The 23186-nt window shown below is 75.3% G+C and carries 20 protein-coding genes and 1 pseudogene; 6 read left to right on the top strand and 15 right to left on the bottom strand.

Annotated elements, in window-relative coordinates; genetic code table 11:
* Positions 1 to 14: 14 nt before the first annotated feature.
* Positions 15 to 1244: a helix-turn-helix domain-containing protein gene (locus OG559_RS19680; protein ID WP_405105758.1), complete on the bottom strand. Its 1230-nt coding sequence runs from the start codon at positions 1242 to 1244 to the stop codon at positions 15 to 17.
* 245 nt (positions 1245 to 1489) lie between these two features.
* Between OG559_RS19680 and OG559_RS19675 the strand changes: the two genes are divergently transcribed.
* Positions 1490 to 2161 carry a bifunctional DNA primase/polymerase gene (locus OG559_RS19675; protein ID WP_396671092.1) on the top strand — a complete coding sequence of 224 codons (672 nt, stop codon included), beginning with the start codon at positions 1490 to 1492 and terminating at the stop codon, positions 2159 to 2161.
* Positions 2162 to 2719: 558 nt separating this feature from the next.
* On the opposite strand, the gene OG559_RS19670 is transcribed toward OG559_RS19675, so the two are convergent.
* From OG559_RS19670 to OG559_RS19650, 5 genes are read right to left on the bottom strand one after another with little or no spacing between them, the layout of a single operon-like run.
* Positions 2720 to 3445: an FAD:protein FMN transferase gene (locus OG559_RS19670; protein WP_405116804.1), complete on the bottom strand. Its 726-nt coding sequence runs from the start codon at positions 3443 to 3445 to the stop codon at positions 2720 to 2722.
* A gap of 49 nt (positions 3446 to 3494) precedes the next feature.
* Entirely contained in the window at positions 3495 to 4079 is a 585-nt protein-coding gene (locus tag OG559_RS19665) for an FMN-binding protein (protein WP_405105755.1), read from the bottom strand.
* A gap of 10 nt (positions 4080 to 4089) precedes the next feature.
* Entirely contained in the window at positions 4090 to 5502 is a 1413-nt protein-coding gene (locus OG559_RS19660; RefSeq protein WP_405105753.1) for a ferric reductase-like transmembrane domain-containing protein, read from the bottom strand.
* Complete coding sequence (locus OG559_RS19655; protein WP_405105751.1) at positions 5499 to 6878, bottom strand: DUF1501 domain-containing protein; 1380 nt, start codon at positions 6876 to 6878, stop codon at positions 5499 to 5501. Before OG559_RS19655 ends, OG559_RS19660 begins: the two co-directional genes overlap by 4 nt.
* An 8-nt stretch (positions 6879 to 6886) precedes the next feature.
* Entirely contained in the window at positions 6887 to 8977 is a 2091-nt protein-coding gene (locus OG559_RS19650) for a DUF1800 domain-containing protein (RefSeq protein WP_405105749.1), read from the bottom strand.
* Between the two features lie 490 nt (positions 8978 to 9467).
* On the opposite strand from OG559_RS19650, the gene OG559_RS19645 reads away from it, so the two are divergent.
* Positions 9468 to 9725, top strand: a complete 258-nt coding sequence (locus OG559_RS19645) for a DUF3040 domain-containing protein (protein ID WP_405105747.1) — start codon at positions 9468 to 9470, stop codon at positions 9723 to 9725.
* A gap of 79 nt (positions 9726 to 9804) precedes the next feature.
* Here OG559_RS19645 and OG559_RS19640 read toward each other — a convergent pair whose 3' ends face one another.
* Positions 9805 to 10794 carry an SWIM zinc finger family protein gene (locus tag OG559_RS19640; RefSeq protein ID WP_405105745.1) on the bottom strand — a complete coding sequence of 330 codons (990 nt, stop codon included), beginning with the start codon at positions 10792 to 10794 and terminating at the stop codon, positions 9805 to 9807.
* Positions 10791 to 13970, bottom strand: coding sequence for an SNF2-related protein (locus OG559_RS19635; protein ID WP_405116802.1), 3180 nt, complete (start codon positions 13968 to 13970; stop codon positions 10791 to 10793). The genes OG559_RS19640 and OG559_RS19635 overlap by 4 nt, the downstream gene beginning before the upstream one ends.
* A 371-nt stretch (positions 13971 to 14341) precedes the next feature.
* Here OG559_RS19635 and OG559_RS19630 point away from each other — a divergent pair, with 371 nt between their 5' ends.
* Positions 14342 to 15214 (top strand): carbohydrate kinase family protein, encoded by an 873-nt coding sequence (locus tag OG559_RS19630; protein ID WP_405105743.1) that lies wholly within the window; start codon positions 14342 to 14344, stop codon positions 15212 to 15214.
* Between the two features lie 52 nt (positions 15215 to 15266).
* Here the strand turns inward: OG559_RS19630 and OG559_RS19625 are convergent, their stop codons facing one another.
* The gene (locus OG559_RS19625; RefSeq protein ID WP_405105742.1) at positions 15267 to 15788 is read right to left on the bottom strand and encodes a DinB family protein; all 522 of its coding nucleotides are present in this window, start codon (positions 15786 to 15788) and stop codon (positions 15267 to 15269) included.
* A gap of 189 nt (positions 15789 to 15977) precedes the next feature.
* Here OG559_RS19625 and OG559_RS19620 point away from each other — a divergent pair, with 189 nt between their 5' ends.
* Complete coding sequence (locus tag OG559_RS19620; protein WP_405105740.1) at positions 15978 to 16184, top strand: hypothetical protein; 207 nt, start codon at positions 15978 to 15980, stop codon at positions 16182 to 16184.
* Here OG559_RS19620 and OG559_RS19615 read toward each other — a convergent pair.
* Positions 16157 to 17362: a polysaccharide pyruvyl transferase family protein gene (locus OG559_RS19615; protein WP_396671101.1), complete on the bottom strand. Its 1206-nt coding sequence runs from the start codon at positions 17360 to 17362 to the stop codon at positions 16157 to 16159. The two genes, OG559_RS19620 and OG559_RS19615, sit on opposite strands and share 28 nt — an antisense overlap.
* A complete protein-coding gene (locus OG559_RS19610) occupies positions 17341 to 17691 on the bottom strand; it encodes a GNAT family N-acetyltransferase (RefSeq protein ID WP_405105738.1) in 351 nt (116 codons plus the stop codon). Before OG559_RS19610 ends, OG559_RS19615 begins: the two co-directional genes overlap by 22 nt.
* A 55-nt stretch (positions 17692 to 17746) precedes the next feature.
* Here OG559_RS19610 and OG559_RS19605 point away from each other — a divergent pair.
* Positions 17747 to 18744 (top strand): annotated as a pseudogene (locus OG559_RS19605) (phosphotransferase).
* Here OG559_RS19605 and OG559_RS19600 read toward each other — a convergent pair.
* The 4 genes from OG559_RS19600 to OG559_RS19585 all read right to left on the bottom strand — a co-directional run bounded on the left by OG559_RS19600 (position 18689) and on the right by OG559_RS19585 (position 22125).
* Positions 18689 to 19240, bottom strand: a complete 552-nt coding sequence (locus OG559_RS19600) for a PadR family transcriptional regulator (protein ID WP_405105736.1) — start codon at positions 19238 to 19240, stop codon at positions 18689 to 18691. The pseudogene OG559_RS19605 and the gene OG559_RS19600 sit on opposite strands and share 56 nt — an antisense overlap.
* A 92-nt stretch (positions 19241 to 19332) precedes the next feature.
* Entirely contained in the window at positions 19333 to 20130 is a 798-nt protein-coding gene (locus OG559_RS19595; protein WP_405105734.1) for an alpha/beta fold hydrolase, read from the bottom strand.
* Positions 20127 to 20327: a hypothetical protein gene (locus OG559_RS19590; RefSeq protein ID WP_405105732.1), complete on the bottom strand. Its 201-nt coding sequence runs from the start codon at positions 20325 to 20327 to the stop codon at positions 20127 to 20129. The genes OG559_RS19595 and OG559_RS19590 overlap by 4 nt, the downstream gene beginning before the upstream one ends.
* 34 nt (positions 20328 to 20361) lie before the next feature.
* Complete coding sequence (locus OG559_RS19585) at positions 20362 to 22125, bottom strand: sigma-70 family RNA polymerase sigma factor (RefSeq protein WP_405105730.1); 1764 nt, start codon at positions 22123 to 22125, stop codon at positions 20362 to 20364.
* 188 nt (positions 22126 to 22313) lie between these two features.
* Between OG559_RS19585 and OG559_RS19580 the strand changes: the two genes are divergently transcribed.
* Positions 22314 to 23126 carry a hypothetical protein gene (locus OG559_RS19580; RefSeq protein WP_405105728.1) on the top strand — a complete coding sequence of 271 codons (813 nt, stop codon included), beginning with the start codon at positions 22314 to 22316 and terminating at the stop codon, positions 23124 to 23126.
* Positions 23127 to 23186 lie beyond the last annotated feature (60 nt).

Genomic DNA, 23186 nt, shown 5'->3' with positions numbered 1-23186 from the left:
GACCCCCGCCGCGCTCATACTCCCACTCCCATGTGCTCAGCCAACTCCGCAATCGGCGGAGGCAGCGCACCCCGTGTGCGACGTAGGACGTCCGACATCACCTCGTGGGCGATGGGGCGGCAGCGGATCTCCGAGGGCGCGAGCCGGTCACCGCGCAGCAGCATCTCTCCGGCGGTGGCCACGTCGCCGATCTGGGCCATGCCCCGGGCGATGTCGAGCAGATGGTGGGCCCGGCGCTCGGGGAGCAGGCCGTTGAAGGACGACTCGGGGATGCGCTGTTGGTGCACCTCCACCGCCCGCCCCCCGTCGCCCAGCTCCACCGCGGCGGCGGCCCGGTGCAGCTCGACGTTCGTCGGGCCGAAGGAGGTCCAGTAGTGGTTCTGGTCGCCGCCGAGCAGGACGGCCGCCTCCTGGGCGCCGTTGATCAGGTCGTCCACGGTCGCCGAGTCGCCGAGCCGGGCAGCGGCCATCGCGCCTTGGAGCAGCAGGATCCCGTAGACGGAGAGCCGGTCCGGGGTGGCGTCGTTGCCGCCGCCGGGGGCCAGCCGGTTGGCGATGTTGACGTTGAGCTCCAGCGCGGAACGGGCCCGCCCCATGGCGACCATCGCGTTGCAGACCCGGGTGGTGGCGATCCCGGCGAGGAGTTGGTCGTCGGCCCGCTGGGCGACCGCCATCGCCCGGTCGGCGGCCAGCCAGGCCAGGTCGCACTCGCCGAGCTTGCGCAGCACCGAGGAGGCGATCTGGTACACCTGGCCGAGCAGGTGGGCGGCGTCGCGGGCCTGGTCGCCGTCGTGGCCGGCGTCCGCGGCCTGGGCGTCGCGCAGCAGCTTCGGCAGCGCCCGGATGAGCATCCCGTAGCGGCCGTACTGGTAGGTCAGCCAGGCGTGGTTGACCGCCTTGCGCATGTCCACCAGCGGCGGCGGGAACGGGGCGGCGTCGAAGTAGGCGCTCATCGAGTCGTACCGCTCCAGGGCCGCCCGGATCTCCTGGACCTCGACCGGGTCGATGCAGTTGAGCACGTCGGTGCGCCGCTCCGGGTCCTTGCCGAGCAGCAACTGCACGTCGACTTCGAGAATGTAGGCGATCTCGTAGAGGACGGAGAACTTGTCCAGCCGGCGCACCCCGCGCTCGACCTTGTCCACCCAGCTCTTGGACTTGCCGAGCCGGTCGGCGAAGACCTGCTGGGACATCTTGCGCCGGCCGCGCCAGTACGCCACCCGCCGACCTATGGGTAACTCGTCCATGTCCATTCCTCCCCTGGCCGGGCCGGTTGGCCTCGGCGGCGACCGTACGGACGGATCAACGGTCCGTTCGTTCTCAAGTTTTCGCTGGTCGCACAGCCTGTACGTCGGCCGTGTGGTCAGCACTCTTAGCTTTCGTGCAAGTTGCATCAGCCGTTCCGTCAAGTCAACGAACGCGGGTTACGGCAGTGACGGCGCTCGACAAGCGACCTGGCACCTACCGGTCCGGGCGAGAGGAGTTCGTAGGCATGTGGGGGAACGTCGGGCCGCGGGTCGCACAGCTGTCGCCGCTGGAACGGGTCCGGCTGCGCCGGGTCGCCGTCCGCTACGCCGTCCACGGCTGGGAGGTGACCCCCGGCGCATGCCTGGCCCGCAGCCGCTTCGTGTGCGGTCGAGCCGGCTGTCCCACCGTCGGCTGTCATCCCGCCCTGGAGGACTGGGAGCGGGCGGCCAGCACCGACGCGGCGCGGGTGGCGACCTGGTGGCGCAGCCGCCCGTACGGCGTGCTGCTGCCCACCGGGCGGGCCTTCGACGTCCTGGAGGTGCCGGCCCACCTCGGGCGGGGGGTACTCGACGTGGTCGGGAACCACCCGGCCGGCTTCGGGGTCCGCGGCCCGGTGGTGGTGACGCCGACCGGGCGTTGGATGTTCCTGGTCCGTCCCGGCGACCCGCTGCGCCCGGAGCTGGAGCACTGCTTCCACGTGGTCCGGCACGGCGTCGGCTCGTGGATCCCGGCGCCGCCGACCCGGCTGCCGGAGGGCACGGTCCGCTGGGCGGTCGCCCCGGAACAGGCGCGCTGGCAGCTCCCGGACTCCTACCTGGTGCAGAACGTGCTGGTCGACGCGCTGCGGGCCACCGGCGTGACGCTCACCCCCGAGCTGCTCCCCGGCCACCTGCCACTGCCACGACGCGGCTGGTGAACCCGCCCCGCCGCACCCACGCCGCGGCGGACACCGTCAGGTAGCCACGCGCCGTGGCCAGTTGCGACCGGTCCCGCCACACCCCTGCCGCGCCGACGCCGCTGGTGGATCCGGCCGCCGTCGGCCCGACGCGGGCGGGCCCACCTGTCGGGGAGCCGACGCGTCCCGGGCAGCGTCCCCGCGCCCCGGGACGTCGTTGACCCGGGCGAGGGGGCGACAGCGCCCCGAGCGGGGGTGTGATGTCCAGCAGGGATGACGCGGCACGCCGGCCAGACGGCGCGGAACCGCCACCGCACCACCGACGCGGGCACCGCTGGCCGCCGACCCGCCCGGCCGGCTCTCGCCCCGGCCGCCCCCGCCCCGGAGGCGCCCATCCGGCCGGCACCCGCCGCCCCGCCGGCTGACCACCCCACCCCCACCCACCGCTGACCACCCCACCCCGCCGCTGACCGCCCCGCCCTCCGCGATCTTGCAGTTCGGGCCCGGTCACACCGGGACGAAATGCCCGCCCCCGGGGCCGCGAGTGCATGACACGGCGAGCGGCGGGGCGCAGGTCCGTCAGTCGGGGAGGAGGGGGAGGCGGGGGGAGTGCAGGCAGCGGGCGTCGTCCGTGATCACCGCGTGCAGGTGGCCCGGGAGTCGGTCGAGCCAGCCGATGCCGGCCGCCCCCATCGCCACCGCCGCCGTGGCGTACGCGTCGGCGACCCCGAGGTCCGGGCCGACCACGGTGACCGAGCGCAGGCCTACGGCCGGGACGCCCCTACGCGGGTCGAGCACGTGGTGTCCGCGCTCGTACACCCCGGAGGTGGCCACGGCCAGGTCGGTGCCGGTGAGCACCAGGCAGGCCGACGACTCGTCCCACGGGTGCCGGACGCCTACCCGCCACGGCCGGCCGCTCGCCGAGTGCCCCCGGACGCGGACGTCCCCGCCGGCGTTCAGGCAGTGGTTCGGCGCCCCGGCAGCGACCAACCGGTCCGAGGCGACCTGCGCCGCCCAGCCCTTCACGTAGCCGGACGGGTCCAGCCGCCCGGTGGCGTACGCGTCGAAGAAGCCGTCCGTGGCACCCCACAGGTCGGCGCAGCGCTCCAGGACCGTGCGCAGGTCCCCGGACGCCTCGGACAGCGGCACCTCGCCCCGGTCGAACCGGCACACCTCGCTGTCGGCCCGGTACGTGCTGAACCGGGCGTCCACCTCGCGGAGCCAGGCGAAGACGTCCCCGGTCAGCTCGCGCAGCCGCGCCGTGGGCAGGTCGTCGGCGAGGTCGAGGCTGATCGCCGTACCCATGACCTGCTCGACCCGGCGCAGGCCGGGGCGGGTCACCGGCACGATCACGTCAGCGGGCCCGGTCGAGGGCGGCCTGCAACGACTTCCGGTACGAGGTGCTGGTGGCGGTCGCCCCGGAAACGGTGTCCAGGTCGGTGCCCTGCTTCCGCACGACCTGCCCGGCGGTGCCGCTGTACCGGCCGTCGACCTCCTCGCTGCGCCGGTCGGACTGCGCGGTCTCCTGGGGCAGTTCCAGCGCCACCACGTCGACGATCCGGGTCCCGGACAGGGTGATCTGCACCTGCACGTTGCCGTACTCGTTGGAGACCACCGACCCGGTCACCTTGCGGGTGGTGGACTTCGGCGGCGCGGTGGTGGTGGTGCGCGGCGCCGAGGTGGGCCGGGCCGAGGTGCCGGTCCGAAAGCCCGGGGTGCGGGTGGCGTGGGACTTCGGGGTGACGGTGGCGCGGGCCGACGCGGCGGAGGTCGGCGTGGGCGCGGCCGACCGCCCCGGGGCCGGCCCGGACGGCACCACCGACGGCCGGAGGGCGGACAACTCCTGGGCGACCGGGCTGGCCTCCGGGGCGCCCTTGAGCACCACCAGCGCGGTGGTGCCGGCCGCGAGGCCGGTGATCGCGAGCAGCACACGACGCATGGGGCCTTCCTTACAGCTCGAAGGTGGCGAGGTGGATCTGCCGGCGCGGCACGCCGGCCCGGCGCAGCGCCCGGACGGACTGTTCCATCAGGCCGGGCGGGCCGCACAGGTAGACGTCCCGACGGGCCACGTCGGGCACCAGCCGGCGCAGGCCCTCGGCGCTCATCACCTGCCGGGGGCCCTGGTCGTCGCGGGAGCCGATGACGTACCAGACGTCGGTGCCCCGCTCCTGGGCCAGCCAGTCCAGCTCCCGGTTCAGCAGCACGTCGTCGGGGGTGCGGGCCCGGTAGATCAGGGCCGCGCCGGGCGGCAGCTCCTCCAGCATCGCCCGCAGCGGGGTGATCCCGCTGCCGCCGGCGATCAGCAGGGCGCGCTCCCGGGTGCGGTGGGCGGCGGTGAACGTGCCCGAGGGGCCCTCCGCCCAGACCCGGGTGCCCTGGTCGAGGTCGCGCAGGTCGGCGGTGTGCCGGCCGACCACCTTGACGGTCAGCCGTAGCCAGCGGCCGTTCGCGGCGGCGGAGACGGAGAACGGGTGCGACTGCCACCAGCAGCCCCTGGTGAGGAACCGCCAGCGGAAGAACTGCCCGCCGAGCAGGTCGATGCGGTCGAGCCGGTCACCGGTGAGGTAGACCGAGACGGTGTCCGGGCTCTCCGCGACCACGTCGGCCACCCGCAGCCGGTGCCGCAGGTTGAACCGCAGCGGGGCCACCACCCGGCCCCAGAGCAGGGCGGCGGCGACCAGCCCGTACGCGGTGATCCAGCCGGCGCGTACCGGGCCGGCCGGGAAGAGCTGGGCGCCGTTGCTGAACTGGTGGCTGAAGCCGAGCAGCAGGACCAGGTAGCTGGCCAGGTGCAGGTGGTGCCAGAGCTCGTAGGGCAGGGCGGTGCGGACCGCCCGGATCCCGGTGAGGCCGAGCAGTACCAGGATGCCGGCGGCGGCGACCGCGGCGACCATGTCCTCGTACTCGCGCAGCAGCTCGCCGGCCTGGCCGAGCACCGACCGCCGGCCGGCGGCGTAGCCGACCACGATCAGCGACAGGTGGGCCAGCACGGTGACCACCAGGGTGGCGCCGACGTCGCGGTGCCAGCGGGAGATCCGCTCCCCGGCGAGGCGTCCCAGCAGGCCGAGGCGGCTCATCATCAGCACCTGCACCAGCAGCAGGTAGCCGGCGACCAGGCCGGCGATCCGCCCGGCGGCGGTCAGCACGGCGCCGGTGCTGTCCAGCGAGCCGGCCGGAGTGTCCAGCCACCACGGCAGCACGGCCGCGACCAGGCCCACCCAGAACAGGGTGGTCAGCGCCCGCCGGCCGCCCGGCCCACGCCGGGGCACCGCCGCCTGGGGTACGGGCGCAGCCGACCGGCCGCCGCGCCGGGACGGGATCCCGGTGCGGCGGCCGGCGGCGTGGGTGTGCTGACGGGTCACGCGTACAGCTTCATCGGGGTGAACTTCTGCCGGGGGAAGATCTTGTCCACCTGCGCGGTGGTGAGCCCGAACCGGCCCTGGGCGACGGATCCGTACACGTTGAACATGTTGTTGTACTCGGGCACGTCGCCGGAGTCCAGCTTGTCCAGGCCGTTCCAGGTGCCGAGCAGGGAACCGGTGAGCTTGCGGCCGGACAGGACGGTGACCACCCCGCCGTGGCCGTGGTCGGTGCCGCCACCGTTGGAGGAGACCCGGCGGCCGAACTCGCTGGACACCATGATCGTCACGTCGGCGGCCTTGTCGCCCAGGTCGGTGAAGAACGCGGCCATGGCGCCGGCCAGCTCGTTCAGCCGCCGGTGCAGTTGGCCGCCGGAGCGGGTGCCCTGGTTCTCGTGGGTGTCGTAGCCTCCCATCCCGACGGTGGCGACCCGGACGTTCGCCCCGCCCTTGATGAGCTGGGCGAGCTGCTGAAACGCGTTCCCGACGCCCTCGTACCTGACGCCCTCGACCGCCTGGTACGGCTTCGCGGCCAGCTTCTGCGCGGTGGCCAGCGCGCCGAGGCCGTCCTGCACCGCCTCCTCGACCGGGTGGTTGATCCCGGTGAACAGGCCCTTGATCGCCTTCTCGGTGGCGGCCCGGTACCGGGCGTCGCCGTTGAGCCGCAGCGAGCCGACGCTGTTCATGGACAGCGCGCCGTTGGTGCCGACCAGCGACCGGGGCAGGGTGCTGCCGATGCCGACGCTGCGGAACGCGGTGCCCTTGCCGAGGTTGTCGACCAGGCTGTCCAGCCAGCCCCGGCCGCCGGTCTCGCTGGGCAGGCCCCCCAGGTTGCAGGCGTCCGCGGCCTGGAAGTGGCTGCGGGACAGCCGCTCGTCGGAGACCGCCGGAATGAAGCCGAGCTGGCCGGCCTTGAGCCACCGCTCCAGCGGCTTGAACGCGCTGGTCAGCTTGAACCCTCGGCCCAGGGCCAGGGAGTCGTCGCCGAGCAGCAGGTCGGGGCGGGCCTTGGCCAGCACCGGGTCGCCGGCCGGGGCGACCAGGCTCAGCCCGTCCAGCCCGCCGTAGAGGAAGACGTGGATCAGCGTGCCGGTCTTCGTGGCGGCGAACGAGGCGGAGGTGGTGACGAACTGGGCGGTGGCCAGCGCGGTGGCGGTGGCGGCGGCCCCGGCCACGAAGGTGCGCCGGGTGACCCCCCGACCGTCCTGCTGGGCCTCCTCCAGCTCCTCAAGTCGCCGGTAGCGGTCGGTCTCGGCGGCGTTCTCGGCGGCGACGATGTCGGCCTCCGCCCGCAGCAGCGCCTCGGCCGGGTTGTCGGCCAGCCGCCGCAGGTCGGGGCATTCGGGGTGCAGGGGGAACGAGTGCACAGTCTTCTCCATCGGATGCCTCACCGGAGGTGGTGCTGGGGGGACGCGAGGATCGCCCGCGCGACGGCTGCGACGGCCCCGTTGAACGTGGCGTCGACCCTGGCGCTCGCCGAGACCCCGGCGACGTCGAGGATCAGCTCCCGCTCCCGGGCGCTGAGCTTCTGGTGCACCAGGCGCTGGGCCAGCGCGTCCACGTACGCCCCGGCGGTGGCCGGCGGCCGGGCGACCAGCTTCTCCGGCCTGGTGTACGTGAACTGGGTGCGCCAGCCGCCGATCAGCTCACCTGCCTCGTTCCAGCCGTTGACCATCGCGCCGGCCGAGGTCCAGGCGACGTAGACGTCCGGGTAGCCGTCCGGGGTGGGTTGGCCCATCGGGTACTGGCCCAGCTCGCGCATCTTGTCGTGGATCTGCCGCAGCCCCTGGGCGAACGCGGTGCGCTTGTTGTCGCCCTGCTTGAACCCGGGCGCCGCCTGCGGGGAGACGCCGAGGGTGCGGTACGTGGCGACCAGGTACTCCATCGGCCGGCGCACCTTCTGGCCCACCGACGCCCAGAACTCCGAGGAGCTGAAGAGCGTCATCAGCATCGGCCTGATCATGCCCTTGCTCGCCGAGTACGTCTTGGCCAGGCGCTCCACCAGGGACTTCGGCGGGGTGTCCGAGACGAACCGGGTGGCCAGGCTCTGGGCCACATACCTCGCGGTCGACGGGTGCAACGCGATGTACGCGATGTACGCGTCGATGGCCGCGTCGGCCTTCTTCGGGTCGTCGGAGTTGTTCGGGTGGGAGAAGCCGAGGACCTTCACCTTGCCCAGGTAGTGCCGCTCCGGGCGGAAGACGTACCTGCCGTCGTTGACGCCGCGGCCGGTCTGGAGCAGGGCGGCCTGCCGGACGTCCTTCTCGCTGTAGCCGCCGTCGACGCCCACCGAGTACAGCTCCAGGTTCTCCCGGGCCAGGTTCTCGTTGACCGCGTCGGCACGGGAGTCGTTCTGGCTGAGGTAGAGCAGCAGCGCCGGGTGCTTGTTCGCGGCGACCAGCATCTCCGGGTAGCTGCCCAACGCGTGCTTGCGCACCACGTCGGCGTCGAACGAAATCCGGTACACCTCGCCGCCGTCGAAGTTGGCGGCGACGTGCAGGAAGTCGTTCCAGAAGTCGACCATCACCTCGAAGAGCTGGCGCTCCGACCAGATCTGCCGGGCGATGGTGGCGTCGACCACCTCGCGCTCGGGCTGCGCGCCCCGCTCGTTGAGGGCGTCACGCCGGTCGCGTAGCTGCTGGGGGCTCAGCTTGAGCGTCGGCAGGTCGGCCAGCTTCAGCTCCGCCGGGGTGGGCGCGAGCTTCTCCGGCTCCAGTTGCTGGCGGACCCAGGCGTCGATGCCGAGCCGCTTGATGTCGGCCGTCAGCTTCGGGGTGGCGCCGAAGGTCGCCCGGCTGGCCAGGTGCCGGATCGGGTCCTTGGCGAGCACGGTCTTGACCGTGACCTCGGTGGCCTCGGCGGCGGCGGCCGGGCCGGAGAAGGTACGCCCGCCGGAGGGGCTGTTCTTCTTCAGCGCCTCGCCGGCCCGGGAGCCCATGTAGCTCTCGTTCTGCTCGGTGTAGGTGCGCACCGTGCTCGGCCGCTGGCCGCTGGGGCGGGCGGGGGTGCCGTCGGTGACCGTGGTGCCGGTGGCGTCGCCGACCGGGGCGTCGTCGCCGAAGAGCCCGCGTACCTGCGGGGTCATGGCCAGGGCGGCACCGCCGGCCACCACCGCGGCCGTCCCCCCGATGGCGGCGAGGGCGCGCCGCCGGCCCACCCTGCGGCCCGGGTCGTCGTCATCGTCGAGGTTGGGCAGTCCGTAGCCGGGGGTCGCGGCCTGCGCCGGCCGACCGAGGCCGTCGGGGCCGACCCACTGGGGGCCGCGCCGCGCCGGCCCGGGGGCGGCGGGCGGATGTCCCGGGTACGGGCCGGCCGGGGCGGGGTGGGCGCCGGGGTACGGATGGTTCGGCTGCTGGCCGGTCGGGCCGTGGGGGGCGGACGTGCCGTGGTCGCGGTAACCGTCCGGGGTGGGGTGCTGTCGTCCGTCCCAGCCGCGGTCGTCCCGCGGCCGGCTCGGTGGCACATTCTGGTCGGCCATGTACCAATCCCGTTTTCGTCGAACGCCGGCACGGCTGCGCCCGGGGGTGGGGCGGGGTGCGGCGGCTACTGCTGGAGGAGTTGCCACGGAAGGTAGCCGGGGGGTGAAGGGCCTTCAAGACACGCCGAACCAGCCGGTGGAGGCACTTAAGGCGGCGCTCAACACCACCGGCGGGGGGTCCGTTTCGACTGCTGCCGGGGGCGACGTCCGGAGCAGGACGAACACGCACCGGGCGGGCCCGGACGTGCCGTTTCGCACCGTCCCGGCGCGAGGTGCGCTGTTCCACGGCACAGGGAAACTTAAGGCGGGAGTAAGGCTGCGCTCAGGCGGCCACGACCCGGGGAACCGCGCTCCGGCAGCGGTGGACGGATCGCCGGCGGCCGCTTCCCGCCCGGCGGCCTGTCGAAAGTAGCAGCAGGAGGAGCGCGTGAGCCGCCGCCGCAGCGGGTATGCCGCCGAACCGCTGAACGCGTGAGGGGAAGGCACCGCCATGCTCAGCAAAGAGGATCAGCGCAGGTTCGAACAGATCACCCGTCAGCTCCGGGAGAGCGATCCGGAGTTCTTCGCCCGCCTGGAACACCGGGCCCGGGCCCACCGCGGCCGGTACCTGATGCTGTTGACCATCGTGCTGTGGGCCTCGCTGCCGGCGGCGACCGTGCTGGCCGGCGGGCTGGCCGGGGCGATCTTCGCGGTGGTACTGCTGGCCAACGCCGCGCTCATGTGGCGGTTCCGCCGCCGCTGGCTGTGACGCCGGCCCGGCCGCCGGTCCGACGTGGACCGTGGCCAGGACCCTCCCCGCCGGACGGTCCGCCGTCGGCCGGGGCCCGTCATCGCGTCGTCGGACGGGACCCCGACGCCGGTGCCCGGCCCGCCTCCGGGCGGGCTTGGCCGAACTCCCGGTACGCCCGGCGCAGCCGTTCCAGCAGACCGGGCCCGCCGAGCGCGGGCGCGGGCGCGCCGAGCTGCCGCAGCAGCAGGTCCGGGCCGGTCGACAGGGTCGGCGGCCGGTCCGGCAGCGGCACCGGAGGCACCCAGAACCGGTCGACGGCCTCGTCCAGCGGCGCCGGGGGCAGCGCGGCGAGCGCCCGAGCCGCGCCGACGGCCGGCGCGACCCGGCCACCATCGTCCCTCGTGGACGGCGACCCCGAACCGCCGCCGGCAGCCGCCGGAGCGACCGACCCGGCACCGTCCGGGGCGGCGGCGCGCAGGTCGCGCAGCCGGTCCAGCAGCTCCGCCCGACGCCGTCCCCGCCAGTGCAGCAGCTCGAACGGGTCCGCGTCGAACGCCTCCGCGAGCAGGTAGAACGCCGCCGCGAGGTGCTTGCACGGGACGGCGAAGTCGGGGCAGTCGCACCGCTGGGCCAGCTCGTCGACCCCGGCGGGGAACAGCGGCGCCCCGACACCGGCGCACAGCTCCTCCAGCTCGGCGGGGAGGTCGCCGGCGAGCAGCCGGGCGCTGAAGAACGCCTGCGCCGCCAGCTCCGCCTCGATCCGGTCCCACAGCGCCGCCGGGAACGGCTCCAACGCGATCCGCACCCGGTACGGCCCGGGCCGGGAGCCCTGCACCCGCGCGGTCACCACGCCGGGGGCGACGTCGAGGCTGAGCACCTGGCCCGCCCGCGCGTACGACCGGCCCCGGGTGAGCCGGGTGCCCAGCGCGAACGACTCCAGCACCTCCAGGAATCGGCGGGACCACCAGGACCGGCCGATCGCGCCCCGGGCGCTGCGGGCGCGCAGCCCGCCGTCCACCCGGCGCGGCCGGCCGTAGTCGGCGAACCGGCCGGTCGACGCCGACCCGTCCGGCGGCGGCCCGGTCACTCGGCCACCGCCCCGGCCTCCAGCGCGAACAGCTCGCGCAGCCGCTCGGTGGACAGCTCGGTCACCCACTGCTCGCCGGAGCCCACCACGGACGCGGCGAGGCTCCGCTTCTCGGCGATCATCGCGGCCACCTTCTCCTCCACCGTGCCGGCGCAGACGAACTTGCGGACCTGCACCCTCCGGCGCTGGCCGATCCGGAACGCCCGGTCGGTGGCCTGGTCCTCGACGGCGGGGTTCCACCACCGGTCGACGTGGACCACGTGGTTGGCGGCGGTGAGGGTCAGCCCGGTGCCGCCGGCCTTGAGGCTGAGCACGAACAGCGGCGGCCCGTCGGCGGACTGGAACCGGGTCACCATCGCGTCCCGGTCGGCCTTGCCCACCCCGCCGTGCAGGAAGAGCACCTCCCGGCCGAACCGGGCGGAGAGGTGCCCGCGCAGCATCCCGCCGAACTCGGCGTACTGGGTGAACAGCAGGGCCCGCTCCCCCGCCGCGAGCACCTCGTCGAGGATCTCCTCCAGCCGGGCCAGCTTGCCGGACCGGCCGGCCAGCGCGGACCCGTCGCGCAGGAGCTGGGCGGGGTGGTTGCAGACCTGCTTGAGCCGGGTCATCGCCGACAGCACCAGGCCGCGCCGCTCGATGCCGTCGCTGGATTCGATGCGGGCCAGCATGTCGTCGACCACCGCCCGGTAGAGCGACGCCTGTTCGGCGGTGAGGTTGCACAGCACCTCCATCTCCAGCTTCTCGGGCAGATCGGAGATGATCGACGAGTCGGTCTTGAGTCGGCGCAGCACGAACGGGCCGGTCATCCGGCGCAGCCGCTCGGCGGCCTCGGCGTCGCCGTGCCGCTCGATCGGCTCGGCGTACGCCTTCCTGAAGCTGGCGGCCGGGCCGAGCAGGCCGGGGTTGGCGAACTGCATGATGGACCACAGGTCGGCGAGCCGGTTCTCCACCGGCGTGCCGGTGACCGCCACCCGGTGCCGGGCCGGCAGCGACCGGACCGCCTCCGCCTGCCGGGTGGCGGCGTTCTTGATGGCCTGCGCCTCGTCCACCACCAACCGGTGCCAGTCGATCCCGGCCAGCTCTACCGCGTCCCGGGTGGCCACCGAGTAGGTGGTGAGGACCAGGTCCGCCGCGTGCACGACCGCGGCGAACCCATCCCGGCGCGCCCGGTCGGCACCGTGGTGCACGTGTACGCGCAGCGTCGGGGCGAACCGGGCGGCCTCCCGTTGCCAGTTGCCGACCAGCGACATCGGGCAGACCAGCAGGGTCGGCCCGGCGGTCGGCGGGTCCCCGGCGATCAGGGCCAGCAGCTGCACCGTCTTGCCCAGCCCCATGTCGTCGGCGAGCACCCCGCCGAGGCCGAGCGACTGGAGGAACGCCAGCCAGGCCAGCCCTCGCCGCTGGTACGGCCGGAGCGTCCCGGTGAACGTCGGCGGCGGGTCCAGCGGGGAGAGCCGCCGCTCGGCCTGCCCGGAGAGCAGCTCGCCGAGCGCCCCGTCGGCGGTCACCTCCAGCACCGGGAGCGTGTCGTCGGAGTCCGCGTCGGCGAGGCCGAGCCGGAGCAGGTCGGCCACGGTCAGCTCACCGGCCGAGCGAAGCATCCGCAGCCCGGCGGCGAGCCGCCCCGGGTCCAGCTCCACCCAGCGCCCCCGCAGCCGGACCAGCGGCGTCTTCAGCTCCGCCAACGCGGCCAGCTCCTCGGCGGTGAGCGGCTCGTCGCCGAGGGCCACCTCCCACCGGTAGTCGACCAGCGCGTCCAGGCCGAGCCCGCCGTCGGCTGCCGCCACGGTGCCCGGCGCGGTGCGGCTGCGGGCCTGCAACCGGGCCCCCAGCCGGGACGAGGGCCGCCGCCACCAGGACGGCACCAGCACCCCGAAGCCGGCGGCGTGCAGCACCGGAGCGCCGTCGCGCAGGAACCGGTGCGCGCCCTCGACGTCCAGCTCCAGGGCCTCCGGGGTGGCCGTACGCAACGCGGTGTCCAGCTCCGGCCAGAGCCGGCTGGCCCGGCCCAGCTCGGCGAGCAGGGTCTCCTGCGGGGAGTCCAGCCGGCCGGCGAGGGCGGGCACGGTGTGCGGGGATCGCCAGACCTGCCCGGCGTCGACGATCAGGCTCGGCTCGTCGGCGGCCTGGAGCCCGAACTCGACCCGCCAGCGGGCGGCGTCGGGGAGCGTCCCGCCCTGGTCGGCCACCGCTTCCCCCAGGTCCCGGGCCCCGGCCGGCACGTCGCCGAGCGGGTCGGTCAAGGCATCACCGATCGGGTCGGCTGCCGGCTCCACCAGGCGGAAGCTGGCCCGGACCGCGCCGCCGGCCGCGTCCCGCTGCCAGTCGTCCAGCTCGGCGCGCAGCGCCGCGAGGGCCCCCGGCTCGGCGGTGAACTCCCCGGCCGGCCCGGTCAACGCGGCCAGCCAGGCCGGCACCGCGCCGGTCGGCCGGCCGCCCCGGGTCGGCGTGGTGCGGGTGAGGGCGGCCCGGGCTGCGGCGTCGGTCAGCGCGTCGAGGGCGTCGGCGACCACAGCGCCGGGGGGTAGGTCGCCGGCGGCCCGGGCGGCCGGCGGGAGGGCCAGGGCGAGCGACCGGGCCCAGGCCGCGTCGGCGCCGGTGAGCAACGGCCGCCACACCGCCCGCGCCGTGACCGCACCGGTCCGCGCGGGCCGGCGCCGGGCCCGCGTCGGCCCGCCGGCCGGGCGGAACGCCGGCTCCGCCCGCGCCGCCAGGGCCCCGGGGTCGTCGTCCTCGGGCCGCGACGGGGCGACTCCGGGCAGGACGCGGCCCCGGCGGACCAGGTCGGCGGCGAACTCGGCCAGCTCGGCCAGGTGCCGAAGGCTGGCGCCGGGCACCCCGACGTGATCGCCGGTAGCGCGCAGCAGCGCGAGCGCGTCCGCCGGGGCGTACCGGAGGGCGGGGGCGCGCCAGCCGGCGAGGGTGACCGACCCACGGACCGGCTCGGCGACGGCGGTCCGAACCAGCTCCGTCGAGTCGACCGGCGAGCCCGCCCGGGTGGGCAGGCGCAGCAGCACCGACCCGGCCTCGGCGGTCCCCGGCCCGGTCGTCCCCGGCGCGCCGGGCGGCCGGCCGGTGGCCGCCGACCTGGTGGTCTCGGGGCCCGCGGTCGCCGGCCCGGCGGGTGGCGGGCCGGCGGTCCGCAGGTCGGCGGGTGGCGGGTCGGCGGTCCGCAGGTCGGCGGGTGGCGGGTCGGCGGGTGGCGGGCCGGCGGGGTCGAGGGCTGCGGCCAGGGCGGTGGGGTCGGCGGCGAACGGGTGGGGCCGCTCGCGGGGGGCCCGGCCGGGACGGCGGGGTGCCTGCGCCGGCAGGGCGGTGTCCTCGGCCCAGACGGCGAGCCCCGAGCCGGGCAGCCACGCCCCGTGGATGACCAGCACCTGTCCCCCTCCGACCGACGACCACCGAGAATAGCCGGGCGCGGCCGGACCGGACCGGGACGCCGCCCGACGCCGGCTGGGTTTCCTTCGGCGCCTTTCCGGGGGGCGGGTGCGCCGGCACAGCCCGAGCCGACGCCGCTGGAGCGAGCCCCGCCGTTACCGTGGGGCCCATGTTCGATCTTCTCGTGCTCGGCGGGCTGGGGGTGGACCTTCGGGTACGCGTGCCACAGCTTCCGCTGCCGGCCGCCGACTCGCTCACCGTCCCCCCGATCGACCTGCGGGTCGGCAACACCGGCGCCGGGGTGGCGCTGGCCGCCCGTGCCCTCGGCCTGCGGGTGGCAGTCGTCGACGTGCTCGGCACCGACCCGGCGGGCGAGGTGGTCCGGGCCGCGCTGGACCGGGCCGGGGTGCACACCGTGCTGGCCGTGGACCCGGGCGGGACCCGCCGGTCGGTGAACCTGGTGGACCCGGCCGGCCGGCGGATGTCGCTCTACGACCCCCGCCCCTGGCAGGGTCCGCCGCCGTTCGCGCCGGAGCGGCTGGCCGCGCTGGCCCGGGACGCGGCGCACGTACACCTGTCGATCATGGATTGGGCGCCGCCCGTGCTGCCCGCGCTGCGTGCCGGGCTACCGGCCGGGATCGGCCTCTCCACCGACCTGCATGACTGGGACGGCGACAACCCCTACCACCGCCCGTTCGCCGAGGTGGCCGACCTGGTTTTCGTCAGCGGCGTCCGGCTCGGCGAGCGGGCCGGGGCGGTCGTCGCCGCGCTGGCGCCCCGGACCACCGTGGTCACCCGGGGCGCGGACGGTGCGGAACTCTTCGTCGCCGGCGGGCCGCCCGCCCGGGTGCCCGCCGCCGCGCCGCCGGGGCCGGTGGTGGACACCAACGGCGCCGGGGACGCGTTCGCGGCCGGCCTGGTCTCCGCCCGGCTGCGCGGCGCGGGGCTGCCCGAGGCGGCGGCGTACGCGGCCCGGGTCGCCGCGGCGGCCTGCGCGCACGACGGCATGGAGTACCCGCCAGGGCTGCTACCGCCCGGGTGAGCGGCCCGGCCGAGGTGGGCGCGCCACCCGGCCGTCCGGGTGGCGCCGGTGGTCAGACCGCCCCGGTGGAGCCGTCGGTCAGCTCGCGCAGAATGTCGGCGTGGCCGGCGTGCCGGGCCGTCTCCTCCACCATGTGCGTCAGGATCCAGCGCAGGGAGACCTCGCCGAGCTGCGGGTGTGGCACCACATGGTCGAGGTCGAAGCGCGCGGCGACCGCGCGGGACCGGTCGCAGGCCCGCTCGTAGCCGGCCAGGAGGGACCGCACCGTGTCGGCGTCGTCGAGGATGAAGCTCGCCGCCGCCTCCTCCTCGGTGGTCGGGCAGACGTCGCCGGGCTCCGGGGCGAGCAGGTAGGGGAACCAGTTCCGCTCGACCAGCGTCAGGTGTTTCACCAGGCCGGCGAGGGTGGTGAGGGAGGGCACCAGCCGACGCCGGGCGTCGGCGTCGCTGAGGCCGCGCAGTTTGCGCGTCACGGTGGCGCGGTGGAAGTCGAGGAAGGATTCGAGCACGGCGCGCTCGTCGCCGGTGCGGGCCAGCACCGGCCCGAGGGTGGGGTCGATCGCGATCTCCGCCATCTACGGACCCTAACCGTCACCCCCGGCTCACGCTGCCCCGCTCGCCCGCGCCTCGCAGCGGGAGATCTTGGTAGGAAACGGCCCCCGGAAGGGCCGTTTCCTACCAAGATCTCGCCCGCCCCTGCGAGCGCGGCGGGCGCTGCCGGGGATCTCCTGCGGGGCTGCGGTCGCCCCGGCAGGATTGGGCGCATGGCAGCAACGGAAGAGATCCCGCTCGCGGGCGGCACCGCCGACGGGCAGGCGGTCACGGTCGAGCTGGACAGCAACGGCCGTCCGCCGTTGACCCACCACCACCTCGGCGAGCACGGGCTGGCCGAGGCCGAGATCTACGAGTTGGAATCGGTGGCCGAGGGCGGCCATGGGTGGCTCTACCGGTGGCGGGGGTCGGCCGTCTGACCGCCCGGCGCCCCGGTCGGGCGAAGCCGGCCGTCCACCCGGCCCGGCAGCCGCGACGAGCGCAGGCTCTCCAGCACCGCGCCGGTCACCTGCGACGTGCCCCGGGCCTGGTCGCAGACCTCGGCCACCCGGCGGGCCGTCTGCGCGGCGCGGGCCTCCCGCTCGTCCCACAACCGGTCCACCTCGGCCAGCAGCGGCCCCTCCACCTCCCGCTCCACGCCGCGCAGCGCCGGCACGCCGAGGCGCTGGGCCAGGTCGAAGACCTTCCCCGCGTACGGCAGAGGCAGGAACGGGGTGCCGACCATCGCGGCGAAGATCAGGAAGTGCAGCCGCATGCCCACGGCCAGGTCGAAGTGCCGCATCAGTCCGAGCACCTGCCGGGGCGAGTAGTCGCCGTGCAGGATGCGCCCCCGCTCGGCGGCGGTCATGTGCGACATCACGCCGTGCGAGTGCCGGATGTCGTCGCGTTCCATGGGCACGAAGAGCACGTACGCGTCGATCCGGTGGATCAGGAAGTCGGCGATCTGGGCGATCAGCCGGTGGTAGCCGTCGACGTCGAGCCGTTCGGCGGCCCGGCCCGGCTCCCGGACGCTGAGCCCGACCAGTCGCCGCCCGGCCGGCACCCCCTCCTCGCGCAGGAACCGCTCGGGGAACTCCTCGGGCTCCAGCAGGAACGCCGGGTCGGCGGTCACCGTGATCGGGTTGATCAGCCCGGCCTCCTCCAGCACCATCCGGGACTCCTGGTCCCGCACGGTGACCTCGGTGGCGCCGGCCAGGGTCTCCCGGACCATCCCGGTGTCCACCCCGTCGCTGAGCGGCCCCACCCCCACCGCGTACGTGAGCAGGGGCAGGCCCCGCTCCTGGGCCACCCGGACCACGCGCAGGTAGCGGCGGGCCTCCCGGTCGTAGAGGATGCCGCCGCCGCCGAGGATCAGCAGGTCCAGCTCGGCCAGCACCTGCGCCGAGTCGACCCGGCTCACCCCCTCCCAGGGCACCGCCTCCACGTCGGGATGCGCCCGGGCGGTGTGGTCCGGGTTCCGGGAGAAGACGATGATCCGCGCGCGCGGCTCGTGCGAGCGCAGGTCGGCCAGGAGGCCGGTCAGGATCGCCTCGTCGCCGAGGTTGCGGCCACCGTACGAGCCCAGCACACCGATCGTCAGTGCGGTGCGGTCCCCCATCGCCTCGCTCCTCCCGGTGTGCGTCCGGGCAGGGTTCCCGGTGTGCGCCCGGGCGTCCGGCCTCCCGGTGTGCGTCCGGGCAGGGTTCCCGCTGGGTACGGGGGCACACCTGCGACGTTCAGCCCGAGCCGGTCGAGGCCGGGGCCGACGAGTTCGGCCTCGACGAGCCCGATCATCCGTGCGGCGTCGCCGCGTCCCCGGTGCGCGGGATGCACCTCGATGTCGTGGATCCACGGGGTGCTGGGGCCGCCCGGGCAGGGCAGGGTCCAGCCGACCTCGACGTCGTCGACCAGGGCCAGCCGCAGCAGCACACGCCGGCCCCGCGTCACCCGGACGCGGGGTAATCGGTTGCCCGGCCCGCCGGCCGCGCGCCAGGATGGGCCGGTGAGCGAGGCGACGCGTACCCGGATCAAGTGGGTCGACCTGCCCGGCCACGTGCGCGCCGCCGTGGAGGAGATCATCGGCGACCGGGTGGTGGCGGCGACGACGCAGCCTGGCGGCTGGTCCCCCGGCAGCGCCGACCGGGTGCGCACGGCCGGGGGCGCCGGCGGGCGTTCGTCAAGGCGGTCAGCCCCGCGCAGAACGACCACAGCCCCGTCCTGCACCGCGCCGAATCGCGCAACGCCGCCGCGCTGCCCGCGCACACGCCCGCGCCCCGGCTGCGGGGCTGCCACGACGACGGCGAGTGGGTAGCGCTGGTCTTCGACGACGTGGAGGGCCGCCACCCGGCCACCCCGTGGCGGGGCGACGAACTCGCCGCCGTGCTGGACGCCCTGGAGGCCATGGCCGCCGCGCTCACCCCCGCGCCCGTCGCGCACGCGCCACGCGCCGCCGACACGCTGGGGAACGACTTCGCCGGCTGGCACCGGATCGCCGCCGACCCGCCGGAGCACCTCGACCCGTGGGCGCGGGCCCGGCTCGACGAGTTGCGGGCCCGCGCCGACCACGGCGTCGCCGCGCTGGCCGGCGACACCCTCTGCCACGGCGACCTGCGGGCCGACAACCTGCTCGTCGGCCCGGACGGCCGGGTGAGCGTGGTCGACTGGCCCTGGGCGTGCCGGGGCCCGGCCTGGCTGGACACCGTGCTGCTGCTGGTCAACGTCCGGCTGCACGGCGGCCACGACACCGAGGCGCTGCTGCGCGCCCGGCCGCTCACCGCCGCCGCCGAGCCGGACGCGGTCACCGGCGTGCTGGCCGGCCTGGCCGGCTTCTTCGCCGACCGGGCCCGGCAGCCCCCGCCGGTCGGCATCCCGGGGCTGCGGGAGTTTCAGCGGGCCCAGGCCGACGCGGTGCTGGCCTGGCTGGCCGAGCGCCTCGACCGACCGGCTACTCGGTCGGCCAGTCGATGTCGCGCGACCGGATCCGCGCCGCCAGGATCCTGATCCAGCCCGCCTCGGCGGCGACGACGTTGCGCCAGTAGGCGACTTCGAGCTTGTACGCCTCGGGCACCCCGGCGGGCTCCTGCCGCAGGGCCGTCAGCCGCTGGCCCAGGCGGGCGGCGCGGTCGTCCAGGATCGACGCCGCGTCGTCGGCCGGGAGGAGCATCAGGTAGGCCACGGCCATGACGAAGTCCGGGGAGGCGACCTGGGCGTCGCTGAGCCCCTCCACGACCTTGCGGCTGAATTCCGCCAGCCCCGCCTCGGTCACCTCGTAGGGCGTGCGCGGCGGCCGGTTTCCCACCCGCTCGGGGGCGCGGGCGGCGACCAGGCCGGCCCGTTCCAGCGCCTTCAACAGGGAGGTGACGGTGCTGCCGGTCACCGACAGCTGCCCGTACCGGTCGCGTAGCCGCGTCGCGACCTCGTAGGCGTGCGACGGCTGCTCGACGAGAAGCCCGAGCAGCGGCAGCACCAGGCTGTTCCGGGAGGCGTCCAGGGGCACCGGGACAACCTAGTAGACGTATACGCCTAAGAGCAACATCAGACCCGGGCCGGGGGCCTCACCGCCGTACTCGACGACCGACGGCGGCCCGGTCAGGCCGGCGCGCGGACCTGGGTGGTGAGGAACGGGATCACCGCGGCGGGCAGCGCCGGCGAGGCGACGATGTCGTAGTGGGTGAGGCCGGGCAGAACGGCCAGGCGCGACGCGGGGCGGTCGGTGCCGTCCCAGCCGGCGTCGCGGTGGCCGCCCCCGAGCAGCCCGAAGAACTCCGCCACGTGGCCGACCGGGATCGAGTCGGCGTCGGCGAAGACCAGCAGGGTCGGCAGGGCCAGGGCGGCCACCTCGGCCGACCAGTCGTACTCGCGGCGGAGCAGATCGCCGGTCTTGGCCCAGAGCGCCGGCCAGTCCTGCGGGCGCGGGGCCACCCGGGCGTACAGCTCGTGCGGCGGGGTGCCCCGCATCCGCTCGCCCGTCCGCTCGTCCTGGGTGCCCATCGCGGCCAGCACCTCCGGGTACCAGCCCTGCCGTCGGCAGGGGGCGGAGACCACCACCAACCGTCGCACCAGGTCCGGGTGCTGGATCGCGACCCGCAGGGCCACGCCGCCGCCCAGCGAGTAGCCCAGCACGTCGGTCTCGCCGAGGCCGAGGTGGCGGATCAGCGCGGCGATGTCGTCGGCCATCGACCCGTACCGCAGCGGGCGGTCGACGTCGGCGGTGCGGCCGTGGCCCTGAAGGTCGACCGCGACCACCCGGCGGCGCCCGGCGAGGGCGGGCAGGATCGGGGCGAACATCTCCACCGCGCCGTACCCGCCGTGCAGCAGCACCAACGGGCGGCCGGAGCCGTGCACCTCGTACCACAGCCGCAGGCCGTTGACCTCCGCGTAGCTCACCAGGACACCTCCGGCTCGTCCGGCCACTCGCCCCGATCCAACACCAGCCGCACGAAATTCAGGGGTGGATCGCCCCCGACCCACCCCACGACGACGTCCAGCGGGGCCGCCGACCGCCACGGGAGGCCGGGGTCTGCCAGGACGACGGGGTACGCCACCGCGGGCGTCCGGGCGCGGGCCTCCGCCGACGCGGTCACCAGGGGCAGTGATGATGCCGGCCGGAATCCCCTCCTATCCCGGCCGGACGCACGGGTCGGCGATCGTGTAGGTCGGGCTCTGCGCCGTGCGGCCGTCCACCGCGGTCGCCCGTACCGACCAGGTCAGCGCCGACGCGCGCAGCCCTCCGACGGTCACCCGCCCGGCGGATCCGTCCACCGTCGTGGCCCGGGTCGACGTGCGGCCGCCGGCAGGTGTCCAGCGGACCTCGGCGCCGCCGAGCGTGGCACTACCGGTGGCCTGCACCGCGAGGCTGTACGTCTCCGCACCGCACCGCACCCGCGCGGTGGCGGAGACCGTGAACGGCGCGGCGACCTGCGGTGCGGCGGTCGGCCGGGGCACGGTCGGTGGTCTGCTCGGTGCCACGGTCGGTGCCGGTGCGGTGCCACCCGGCACGAGATCGGGCGCGGCGGGCGCATCGGTCCGGGCGGCCCCGTCGCCGTCCGCCGGCCCGGCGACGGGGCCGGACGTCGCACCGCCGGCGCCGGCCGGAGCCGGCGGGTCGGCCTCCGTGGCCGTGCCGGACGGCAGCGGCGTGGCGGTGGCGGGGGGTGACACCGGCTCCCCGGCCGACTGACCGAGCACTTCGGACACCGGTTGGCCTGAGCCGTCCTGGCCTGCGGTCGGGCGACCGGGGGCCAGTGCCCAGGTGCCGAACACGGCGATGAGGATCAGCAGCGCCACGGTCGCGGCCAGCCGCCGACGGTTCCGGTCGCGGTCCGCCCGCGAGGTCGCCCGCACGGCGTGCGCCGTTCCGCGCGGCATCGCCGCCGCACCGCCCGGGGACGCCGTCGCACCGCCGCCCGCTGGAGTGGGCCCGCCGGCCGGCCCGTCCGCCGGCCCGGCATCGCCGGATCCGGAGGGTTCGTCGGCCGCCGGCCCGGCGTCGGCCGCCGGGCCGGCCGGGACCGCACTCGCCGGATCGACTGCCGCGTCCGACGCCGGATCGGCCGGGACCGCACTCGCCGCGTCGGACGGCGGGCCGGCGAGGACGTCGGTCGCGCAGACCTCGGCCAGTCTCGGCCACACCGTGTCGGCGACGACCAGGAAGGCCGGTGCCGTGTACGCCGACAGCAGCGCGGCCGGGCTGAGCTGTTCCCGCCGGAGCAGCCCGCACACCGCGCAGTCCTCGATGTGCCGCGAGACCCGCTTGCGCAGGGTCGGGGTGAGCCGGCCCTGCCAGCCGTCGATCAGGTCGGCGAGGGTGGGGCAGTCCCGGGCCCCGGTACGGGCCACCAGCAGCGCCCCCAGCGCCCGTTCGAGCTGGGTGCGGGCGCGCGACAGGCGGGCGTGCGCGTGGTTGGCGGGCACCCCGAGGGCCGCGCCGATGTCGGCGGACGACAGGTCGTGGCGGATGGCCAGGTGGACCACCTCACGGTCGCCCGGGTTCAGCGCGGCGGCCGCGGCGTGCACCAGGTCGCGTACCTGCTCGGCGTTGACGCCCGTGGTTGGGTCGGCGGTGTCAGCCACCGGCTCGCCGGCCTCCTCCAGCGGCAGGGAGCGGGACCGCTCCCGGAGCTGCCGGAGGCACTCGTTGCGCACGATCGCGTACAGCCAGGAGCGCAGCCGGTCGGGCTCGCGGAGCTGGTCGATGCGCTGGCTGGCGGTGAGGAACGCGTCGTGGACGGCGTCCGCGGCGGCCTCCGGCTCGCGCAGCATGGTCCGGGCGTACGTGTACAGCCGGTCGGCGTACCGCCGGTACATGCCCTCCAGCCCGACCCGCTCGCCGCGACGCACCGCCTCGACCAGCGCGGTGTCGTCCTGTGCCGCCGTGTCCATCGTGTCCCCCGCTGCTCGTCAACGGTGCCAGTAAAGCCGGGAATTTTTTTCTTCGGAACTTTCTGTTGGCATCCCGACCCGACCGCGCTCCTACCGGTGTCGAACACCTCCTAGAAAAGGAAGACACCATGCGAGAAGGATTGAACCGGAACCGTTGGTCGCGTCGGACTGCCGCCGTGGGCGGGTGCGTGCTGAGCGCGCTCGTGCTCGGCCAGGTGGCCCTCACCGGACCGGTCGCGGCGGTGCCCGGCCTGAGCTTCAAGACGACGACCAGCCCCAGCAACAGCGTCGCGAAGTCGCAGAACGCGACCTGTCCGGTCGGCACCAAGGTCATCGGCGGCGGCGGCGCGATCACCGGTTCGGGCCTCGGGCAGGTCGGCATGGACATCATGGTGCCGCTGGTGGGCTCGGACGCGTACTCGGTGACCGGCCGTGAGGACGAGAACGGCGTGGCCGGCAACTGGGCGGTCACGGCCAACGCGGTGTGCGCCCCGTTGCCCCCGGGCCTGGTGACCGTCTCCGGCAGCTCGGCGCCCAGCCTCGGCACGTCGAACTGGTTCGAGAAGTCCTGCCCGGCCGGCAAGCACGCCATCGGGGTCGGTGGCGCGGTCGTCGGGGCGTCGAACAGCGAGATCGTCCTCGAGGATCTGCGCATCAACCAGAACAGCGTCGTGGTGGCGGGCGCCGAGGACGGCACCGGCTTCGCCGGCACGTGGTGGTTGGACGCCACCGCGATCTGCGCCGACCCGCTGCCCGGCGAGCAGCGCGTGATCGACGACAGCGTCTACAGCTCCACCGCAACCCAGTCGGTCACGGCCACCTGCCCCGCCGGCACGCGCGTGCACGGGGTGGGCGGCGAGATCCTCGGCGGTGAGGGAGAGGTGCGCCTGACCGAGATGCGGGCCACGTCCTCGACCGTCGTCACCGTCCGCGCCGCGGAGGACGAGAATGGCTTCAGCGACACCTGGAAGGTGCGCGCGTACGCCGTCTGCGCGAGCTGACCGGCAGGTGTCCGTAGTCCCGCGCCGGGCGTCCGGCGCGGGACCACCACCGTTCGGCCC

Source organism: Micromonospora sp. NBC_01405 (genome assembly GCF_045040155.1).
Lineage (GTDB): Bacteria > Actinomycetota > Actinomycetes > Mycobacteriales > Micromonosporaceae > Micromonospora.
This window is presented reverse-complemented; position numbering and strand designations above follow the sequence as displayed.